Origin of the sequence: Meiothermus sp. (genome assembly GCF_025056915.1) — a bacterium.
Classification (GTDB): domain Bacteria; phylum Deinococcota; class Deinococci; order Deinococcales; family Thermaceae; genus Meiothermus.
On sequence record NZ_JANWVH010000102.1, the window covers coordinates 1 to 8,891 of the forward strand.

General features: G+C 63.4%; 10 protein-coding genes. 8 read left to right on the forward strand and 2 right to left on the reverse strand.

From position 1 onward, the window contains the following. Positions 1-645 (reverse strand): alkaline phosphatase PhoX (locus NZN28_RS13005; RefSeq protein WP_295398807.1); only part of this gene is annotated, 645 nt, incomplete at its 3' end. 188 nt (positions 646-833) lie between these two features. Here NZN28_RS13005 and NZN28_RS13010 point away from each other — a divergent pair. The 3 genes from NZN28_RS13010 to NZN28_RS13020 all read left to right on the forward strand — a co-directional run bounded on the left by NZN28_RS13010 (position 834) and on the right by NZN28_RS13020 (position 3,265). Continuing rightward, positions 834-2,345, forward strand: a complete 1,512-nt coding sequence (locus NZN28_RS13010; RefSeq protein ID WP_295398809.1) for an alkaline phosphatase — start codon at positions 834-836, stop codon at positions 2,343-2,345. Positions 2,346-2,407: 62 nt separating this feature from the next. After that, positions 2,408-2,848 carry a ubiquinol-cytochrome c reductase iron-sulfur subunit gene (locus NZN28_RS13015; protein WP_295398811.1) on the forward strand — a complete coding sequence of 147 codons (441 nt, stop codon included), beginning with the start codon at positions 2,408-2,410 and terminating at the stop codon, positions 2,846-2,848. Between the two features lie 78 nt (positions 2,849-2,926). Continuing rightward, complete coding sequence (locus NZN28_RS13020; RefSeq protein WP_295398813.1) at positions 2,927-3,265, forward strand: YegP family protein; 339 nt, start codon at positions 2,927-2,929, stop codon at positions 3,263-3,265. On the opposite strand, the gene NZN28_RS13025 is transcribed toward NZN28_RS13020, so the two are convergent. After that, positions 3,260-3,601, reverse strand: coding sequence for a DUF309 domain-containing protein (locus NZN28_RS13025; RefSeq protein WP_295398815.1), 342 nt, complete (start codon positions 3,599-3,601; stop codon positions 3,260-3,262). The two genes, NZN28_RS13020 and NZN28_RS13025, sit on opposite strands and share 6 nt — an antisense overlap. A 98-nt stretch (positions 3,602-3,699) precedes the next feature. Between NZN28_RS13025 and trxA the strand changes: the two genes are divergently transcribed. The 5 genes from trxA to lhgO form a co-directional block, all read left to right on the forward strand. Then, positions 3,700-4,032, forward strand: a complete 333-nt coding sequence (gene trxA / locus NZN28_RS13030) for a thioredoxin (RefSeq protein ID WP_295398817.1) — start codon at positions 3,700-3,702, stop codon at positions 4,030-4,032. A 280-nt stretch (positions 4,033-4,312) separates the two neighbouring features. Next, a complete protein-coding gene (locus NZN28_RS13035; protein WP_295398819.1) occupies positions 4,313-5,539 on the forward strand; it encodes a cytochrome P450 in 1,227 nt (408 codons plus the stop codon). A 39-nt stretch (positions 5,540-5,578) separates the two neighbouring features. After that, positions 5,579-6,565, forward strand: coding sequence for a phosphate acyltransferase PlsX (gene plsX, locus NZN28_RS13040; protein ID WP_295398821.1), 987 nt, complete (start codon positions 5,579-5,581; stop codon positions 6,563-6,565). Between the two features lie 24 nt (positions 6,566-6,589). Further along, positions 6,590-7,642, forward strand: coding sequence for a mechanosensitive ion channel family protein (locus tag NZN28_RS13045; protein WP_295398823.1), 1,053 nt, complete (start codon positions 6,590-6,592; stop codon positions 7,640-7,642). Positions 7,643-7,678: 36 nt separating this feature from the next. Then, on the forward strand, positions 7,679-8,891 hold a 1,213-nt coding region (gene lhgO, locus NZN28_RS13050; RefSeq protein WP_295398825.1), incomplete at its 3' end, for an L-2-hydroxyglutarate oxidase.

The window sequence follows — 8,891 nt, forward strand, 5'->3', positions numbered from 1 at the left end:
GTACACCGAGATGGGCACGTAGTAGATGCTCCCGTCGCTGGCCCGGCGCGCCTCAACCTGGGTGCCTCCGTGGGCGGCCAGTTCGATGTCCACCTGCTCTTTGCTGGGGCTCCCTTGCTTGTAGCCGGGGAACATCAGCTCGGGGTTGGTGTACTCGTGGTTGGCCCAGAGGATGGCCCGGCGGGAGTTGCCCGAGGCGTAGGCCGGCAGGGGCAGCCAGGAGATGTAGTCCACGTTGTAGCCGAAGGCCTGCTCCTGGGAGCGGGCGTCCCAGTCGTTGACGTTGAAGCGCCGGGCCCCCCGCCCGATGGGGTCGCCCCAGCGGATGACGACGTTGGTGGTGTACCCCTCCGAGACAATCAGCTTGTCCTCGGTGGAAAGGCCGATGGGCTTGAACCCCAGGCGGCTGCCTGCCTGAGCATGGGCCGGGCTCGAGAGCCCCGAAAGCAAAAACAGACCGCCCAGGCTGGCCGCCATGAAGCTGCGACGGGTGAGGGCCTCTTCCACCACGCTCCGCACATACGGGTTCTCGCTCTGGTTCAAGATGGGCTGGGCGCAGGCGTCGCCGCATTTCCAGTGGCAGGTGGCTGGCGAGCGCCCGCCGACATGGGCATCCAGATGAAACTCCTTCTCCAGTTGGATCATCTCTGCACTCCTTTGGACCTAGGTTTGAGCGGTGGCGTTTTTGGGAATGATTGCTAATCCCAAATAGAAACTAGGGGCTCAAGGTCAAGGGTTTGTCAGAAGGAAGTCTGCTTTGGACTACATTCCACGAAATGCGATTGACACCTTTATGACGGCCCAAAAGTAATGTGCGCTTGGAGGTGCAGCACATGAAACGCAGAGACATTCTGAAAGCCGGTGTGGTTGCAGGGGTGGCGGGAGCCCTCTCCGCCCAGGCCCAGGGCGCCCAGGCCAACCAGCCGGGCATCCTGACCCGGGCCCGCAATCTGATCTTCTTTGCCTACGACGGGATGGGCTGGGAAGACTATGCCATTGCTCAGTACTACTCGAGGCGGGTGCTGGGCAAGCCGCTGGCCCTCGAGCGCTTTCTCGCCAGCGGTGTGAGCGGCCTGCAAAACACCAACAGCCTGACCAGCTTCGTCACCGAGTCGAGCGCCGCCGGCAACGCCTGGAGCACCGGGGTCAAGACCGTCAACGGCGGGCTGGCCATCCACATTGACGGGCGCAAACTGACCCCCATCTTCGCCCTGGCCAAGCAGCAGGGCAAGGCGGTGGGCCTGGTCTCCACGGCCACCATCACCCATGCCACCCCGGCCAGCTTTGTGGTCTCCAACCCCGACCGCAACGCTGAAGAGGAGATCGCCCAGCAGTACCTGGACTTTGGGGCCGAGGTGTATCTGGGCGGCGGCCAGCGTTTCTTCGACCCGGCGGTGCGCCGCGACAAGAAAGACATGTACGCCGAGTTCGCCGCCAGGGGCTACGCGGTGGCCAAGACCCCCGCCGAGCTGGAAGCGGCCAATGCCTCCAAGCTGTTGGGGGTGTTCAGCAGCAGCCACGTGCCCTACGAGGTAGACCGCCGCTTCCAGAACGTGAATGTGCCCAGTCTGGCGGCCATGACCCGCAAGGCCCTGCCCATTCTGGCCGGCAAACGGGAGGGCTTCGTGCTCCAGATCGAGGCGGCCCGCGTTGACCACGCCAACCACCTCAACGATGCAGCGGCGACCCTGTGGGACATTCTGGCCGCCGACGAGGCCCTGGAAGCGGCCATGAACTTCGTGGATCAGAACCCCGACACCCTGCTGATCATCGGTTCGGATCACGTTTGCGGGGCGCCGGCCCTGTACGGGGCCGGGTCGGTTTATCGGGCCGGCAGCGCGGGCATTGACCTGCTCAGAAACGAGAAAGGCTCGATTGAGTTCATGCTGGCCCGGCTGGGCAACCAGCCCACGGTGGAGAGCGTAACCGAGCTGTACCGCACGGTGAAGGGCATTGCCCTCACACCCGAGCAAGCCCAGGCCGTGGTCGCGGCCATCACCCAGCGGGTTTACCTGCCCGATGCGGTGGTTCGGGGCATCCAGCCCGCCAACACCCTGGCCTGGGTGATGCGCCAGACCGATGCCGCCCAGGTCAACCGGCCCAACATCGGCTGGAACTCGGGCCAGCACACCGCAGGCCCCACCCTGTTTGGGGTGTACGGACGGGGGGTAGGGGCAGCCCGTATTGGCCTGGTGGACAACACCTACAACTTCACCCTAATGACCCGTGCGCTGGGCATCCGCTTCCAGAACCCGGTGATGAGCGAGCAGGAGGCCCTCGAGGTGCTCAGAAGCCGGGCCGAGCTGCCCTGGAACCACCCTGACGACGCCCTGGCCCTGGCCTGAACAAAACTCACGAACAGGCAGGAGGTGTACGCCTCCTGCCTGTGTCCAAAGGAGCCGACCCGATGAACCGGCGTGAGGCCAGCAAGGCCATCCTGGGCAGTGCCCTGGCCCTGGCGGGGGGCCAGGGGCTGAGCCAGCCAGTACCACCGGCGGTGCGCATCGCGGCCCCATCCCGCTTATCGGAAGTCTGGGCCGATGTGGGGTTCCAGTTTGCGGGCCAGCCCGCCCTGCTGGTTCGGGTTCCACCCCCGTCCCAACCCAACCCCAGGGTGTTTATGCTCGCCCAGCAGATGTACTTCACCGCCTACTCGCGCGTCTGCACCTATCTGGGCTGCACGGTGCCCCTGCCCGACCGAGAACAAAACATCGAGTGTGGCTGCCACGGCAGCCGGTTCCGGGCCGATGGTTCCCTGGAGAAAGGCCCGGCAGACAGGCCGCTCCGTGCGATTCGGTTGGAACTGCGCGAAGGAGCGGTCTGGGCGGTAGGTTGGCTGGACAACTGAAGGCAACGCCAGCATTTGCATACCTCCTGGACATGAATCGGGTAAGATAAGCCAGAAAACCCATTCCAGGAGGTATGCATGGCAGGCAAGTTTGTGCTCTCCACCACCGCAGACGGGCAGTATATTTTCAACCTCAAGGCTGGCAATGGCGAAACCATTCTTACCAGCGAACGCTACAAGAGCAAAGACGGAGCCCTGAACGGCATTGAATCGGTGCGAAAGAATGCCCCCCTGGATGAGCGCTATGAGCGCCGCACGGCCAGCAACGGTGCCCCTTACTTTGTCCTCAAGGCGGCCAACCACCAGGAAATTGGAAAGAGCGAGACGTACAGCTCCGAAGCGGCCCTGGAAAACGGCATCGCCTCGGTCAAGCGAAACGCCCCCGAAGCCACCCTCGAGGATCAGACGGTCTCATAGCAAGGGAAAATCGGGCCGGCATTGCAGACTATTTTGCAAGGCCCGGCGCACCTCTTCCACCAGCGCCCGAACTTGGATGCCCTGATAGGTTTCGGGCAGGCCTTCCAGACGCTTCAAGGCCTTGTCAAAGTTGCGCCAGCCGCCGGTCGGGCTGGACTGAGCCTTGTGCAGGGCGGCAGCCAGCAGAATGATGCCCTGCGTGAGCTCGCGGTCAGGCCCGGAAAGTCGCAGCCAGAGAGGCTCCAGAGCTTCGTGAACCTCCCAGAACTGCCCCCGGTTCCATAGGTTCAGGGCTTCTAAATACTCTGGCGTGGCCAGTAAGGGAACCTTCTGCACTATAAAAAGTGTATCGGCTTTCGCTGCGGCCTGCCAAGCGTGCTAAAGTGTAGCGGTAAAAGGGCCTGGGCCTTGCCCAGCGCGAAAGGTAACCCGTTATGGCAAAACCCATCGAAGTGAACGATGCAAACTTTGACTCTACCCTCAAAGAAAATCAGTTTGTGCTGGTGGATTTCTGGGCCGAGTGGTGCGGCCCATGCCGGATGGTGGCCCCGGTGATGGAGGAACTGGCCAAGGACTACGAGGGCAAAGTAAAGGTGGCCAAGCTAGACGTAGATGCCAACCCCCAAACCGCCATGAAGTTCCGGGTCATGAGCATTCCGACCATCATCCTGTTCAAAAACGGCCAGCCGGTGGAGGTTATGGTGGGCGCAGCCCCCAAAAATAGGTTTGTAGCTGTGCTGAACAAGCACCTGCCGGTCAGTGCGTAAAAATTTTTTTGAGACTCCCCCTGGCGGGGTGCGACCACCCTTTGAGCTCGAGGGGGGGCTTTCTGGGCCTAACAAAGCGCGGGTGTCGCATAGTCGCGCTCCTCACCCACATGGCTGCCCCTCCAGGCGGCCATTGTTCCTTCTGGGGCAATGCTTTTTTCGAGTGGCTCATACTACCTGTAGAGCACTTCGGGCGATGGGGAGCCAAACGATGCCAGACCGTTAAGAAGCACGCCAGGAGGGTTTTTCGTTTTACGCCGGAAGACTTAAGCTAGGGGCGATGCAAACCCACCACCTCAACATCAACGACCCGGCTTTTGTGTACGACCCATACCCCACCCTGGCCCACCTGCGCGAGCACCTACCGGTTTTTTACGACGAGGTTTGGAAAAAAATTTTCTTCCTGCGCTACGAAGACATTGCCAACCTGCTGCGCGAGAAGCGGCTGGGGCGCTCGATCACCCACCTCCTTTCCCGCGACGAGCTGGGCTGGCCCCCGCCCAACCCGCTGACCCGCGACTTCGACCACTTTCAAGAAAACCATATGCTCGACAACGAGCCCCCCAAGCACACCCGGCTCAAGGGCCTGATGCTAAAAGCCTTCACCCCGGCCCGGGTGGAGGGGTTGCGGGGCAAAATCCAGGGGATCGTCCATGGTCTGCTGGATCGGGCTGAAGATCGGGGCCAGATGGACTTGCTGCGCGATTACGCCGAGCCCCTGCCGGTCACGGTGATTGCCGAGCTTCTGGGGGTGCCTGAAGAAGACCGACCCCTCCTGCGCCCCTGGTCGGCCAAAATAGTGAAGCTTTATGAGCTGGGCTACACCGACGAGCAGGCCCGGGAGGCCAACCAGGCGGTGGTGGAGTTTTCCGACTACATCCGAAAGCTGGCCGATGAGCGCCGCCAGAAGCCCGGCGACGACCTCATCTCGGCGCTGGTGCAGGTCGAAGAACAGGGCCAAAAGCTCACCCTCGACGAGCTGGTTGCCAACTGCATTCTGCTCCTGAACGCAGGCCACGAGGCCACCGTGAACGGCACCACGGCGGGTTTTCTGGCCTTGGCCCGCCACCCCGAGCAGATGGAGCGAGCCAAGGAAGCCGCAGCCCGAAACCAGCCCGACTTCTTCAAGCTGGCGGTGGAGGAGCTTCTGCGCTACGACACGCCCCTGCCCATGTTCGAGCGCTGGGTGCTGGAAGACTTTGACTACCGAGGCATTCCGCTGCGCCGCGGCCAGGAGGTGGCCTTGATGTACGCCTCCGGAAACCGCGACCCACGCAAGTTCCCCCACCCCGACCGACTCGACCTGACCCGCTCTGAAAACCAGCACCTGACTTTCGGGCTGGGCATCCACTACTGCATCGGGGCGCCGCTGGCCCGCCTCGAGCTGCAAACCTCCTTCCAGACCCTGCTCAAACGCCTTCCCAAGATACATCTGGCAACCGACCGGATCGAGTACACCGGCGGCTTTGTGATTCGGGGCCACAAGGCCATGCCGGTTGCATGGTGATTCGCGCTGCTGTCGGCTTTTGGCCTTAGGCTATATCCCATGAAACCCATTGCCCTGGATGCCATGGGGGGCGACCACGCCCCCAAGGTTACGGTAGAAGGTGCGCTGCTGGCGAAAAGCCAGGGGATTCCGGTGCTTTTGGTCGGCCCCACCGATGTGGTGAAGCAAGAACTGCAAGCGCAGGGGGGCGACCTGCCCGTGGTGGAAGCCCCCGAGTACATCACCATGCAGGATCACGCCACCGACGTGCGCAAGAAGCGCCGAGCTTCCATCAACGTCTGCATGGAGCTGGTCAAGCAGGGGGAGGCCTCGGCGGTGGTGGCCATGGGGCATACCGGGGCCACGCTGGCCTCGGCCCTGTTCAACCTGGGGCGCATCCGGGGGGTGGATCGGCCCACCTTGCTCATTGAGTTCCCCAGCGAGAAAGGGCGCACCTACCTGGCCGATGGCGGCGCCAACGTGGACTGCAAACCTGAGTGGCTGGTGCAGTTTGCGGTGATGGCCACCGCCTACGCCCAGGCCCAGGGGCTGGAACACCCCAGCGTGGGGCTGCTCTCGATTGGCGAGGAGGAGGAAAAGGGCAACGAACTCACCCTGCAAACCTTTCCCCGCCTCAAAGCCACCCTGGGCCCGCGCTTTTACGGCAACGTGGAGGGGCGTGACATCTTCAAAGGCACCACCGACATCGTGGTGACCGATGGCTACACCGGCAATGTGGTGCTCAAGCTGGCCGAGGGCGAGGCCCGAACCCTCTTCAAATGGGTGCGGGAGGCCCTGAGCGGGGGCTCCTGGCTCACCCGGCTGGGGGCCTTGCTGGTGCGTCCGGCCCTGCAAGGGTTGCGGGCCCGGATGGACCCGGCAGAGTATGGGGCGATGCCCCTGCTGGGGGTGGAGGGTGCGGTCTTCATCGGGCACGGTTCAGCCGATGGCCGGGCCGTGCAGAGCGCCCTTCGCAAGGCCCAGGCTGCCGTGGAGGCGGGCCTGGTGGAGCGGGTGCGGGCCGGTATTGCACAACTGGCAGGGTAGCAAAAAAAGGGGGAGTCGAACGCAATGGAGACCTCGAGCCTCTGGCTTCGCATCCTGATTAGCCTCGGCCTTTTGATTCTGGGCTTCTGGGTGGGGCGGGGCGGGATGGGTTTCTGGCTCTGGCTGGCCCGCCTGACCCCGGATGAGCGCGACGACCGCTACTGGCGGTTTCTGGGCTGGCTCTGGTGGGGGATTACGGGGCTGATGATTGCCTCGCTGATACTGCACGTTTGGGCCGTGGTGCTTGAGCCCCTCCACGGCTGGGGGCGAACGCTGTATGTGTGGCTGGGCGAGCGCGGTCTGTCGGTGCTCCTGATTGCGGGGGCGACCTCGCTGGCGCTGCGCCTGGTGCCGCGCCTGCTGCAACGGGTGCCGGTGGGCAGCGGCGAGTTCACCCGGGAACAGGTGCGGGCCCAGACCCTCAAGAGCGTGCTGGAGTCGGTCTTGCAGGTCTTGATTGTGGTGCTGGGGGTGCTCTTTGCCCTGTCCAACCTGGGCCTGAACGTGACCGCCCTGCTGGCCGGAGCCGGGGTGGTGGGGCTCGGTATCTCGCTGGCCGCGCAAAACCTGATCCGCGATGTACTCAACGGGTTCTTCATCCTGCTGGAAGACCAGTACGGGGTGGGGGACGTAATCACGGTAGGCCAGCTCTCCGGCGGGGTGGAGCGCTTCAACCTGCGGATTACCGTGCTGCGCGACCTCGAGGGCCGGGTGCACTTCATCCCCAACTCCACCATCCAGCAGGTCACGGTGATGAGCCGGGACTGGGCCCGGGCCGTGGTGGATGTGGCGGTGGCCTACGAAACGCCGGTAGATAAAGCCCTGGAGGTGGTGCGCTCGGAGGCCGAGGCCTTCTACCACGACCCCGAGTGGCGCGAGAGGTTTACCGACCAGCCGCCCGAGACCCTGGGCATCCAGCAACTGGCCGACTCCGGCATTCTCATCCGGGTGCTGTTCAACACCAAGCCCAAAGAGCAGTGGGCGGTGGGCCGCGAGTTCCGCCGCCGGATTAAGCTGCGCCTGGACGCCGAAGGGATTGCGATTCCCTACCCCACCCGCCGCATCGTCAACAACTGAACGGGCTCGGCTTCAACCCCAGCATAGAATGGGGGGATGAAAACCTGCGATTACCTGATGATTGGTGGGGGCATTGTGGGCCTGACGATTGCCCTCGAGCTCAAAAAGCGCGACCCGAGCGCGAGCATTGTGGTGCTGGAAAAGGAAAAAGAGCTGGCCGCGCACGGCTCGGGGCGGAACTCCGGGGTGCTCCATGCGGGCTTTTACTACACCGCCGACTCGCTCAAGGCTCGCTTTACCCGCGATGGCAACGCCCGCTGGAAGCAGTTTGTGGAGGAACGCGGCCTGAAAATCAACCGCTGTGGCAAACTGGTGGTGGCCAAAAACGAACAGGAAGTCGAGGGGCTGCGCGAACTCAAACGCCGAGGCGATTTGAACGGGGTCGAGACCTACCTGATTGGCCTCGAGGAGGCCAAAAAAATCGAGCCCAGGGTCAAAACCACCGAGCTGGCCCTGTGGTCGCCCAACACCGCCACCGTAGACCCCAAGGAGTGCATGGCCGCGGTGGCGGCGGAGTGCCGGGCCAAGGGCATCGAAATTCGCCTGGATAGCCCTTACCAGGGGCGGCGGGGCCAAGACATCATCACGCCCCAGGAGGTCTACAGCGCGGGCTTCGTGGTCAATGCGGCGGGGCTGCACGCCGACAAGGTGGCCCACGACTTCGGCGTCGGACTGCGCTACCGCATTCTGCCCTTCAAGGGCCTCTACGTGTACGGCTCAGAGCCGGTGGGGGCGCTCAAGACCAACATCTACCCGGTGCCCGACCTGCGCAACACCTTCTTAGGCGTTCACTTCACGGTGACAGTGGACGGCAAGGCCAAAATCGGGCCCACCGCCATCCCGGCCTTCTGGCGCGAGAACTACGAGGGGCTCAAGGGTTTCAACGCCGCCGAAGCCCTCTCCATCCTGCGCGACGAGGCCATCCTGTTCTTCCGCAACGACTTCAACTTCCGGGGGATTGCCCTCGAGGAAATCAAGAAATACTCCCAGGCCTACCTGGTCCAACAGGCCTCGGCCCTGCTGGAAGGGGTCAGGCTGGAAAACTACCGCACCTGGGGCCGCCCCGGCATCCGCGCCCAGCTCTACGACCACCAGGACAAAAAGCTGGTGATGGACTTCCTGCTCGAAGGCAACCCCGAGGGTATGCACGTGCTCAATGCCATCTCCCCGGCCTGGACTGCCTCCATGCCCTTCGCCGAGTACGTGGTGGATCAGATCGAGGCCTTGCACCAGGGCAAAGCGGTGGCAA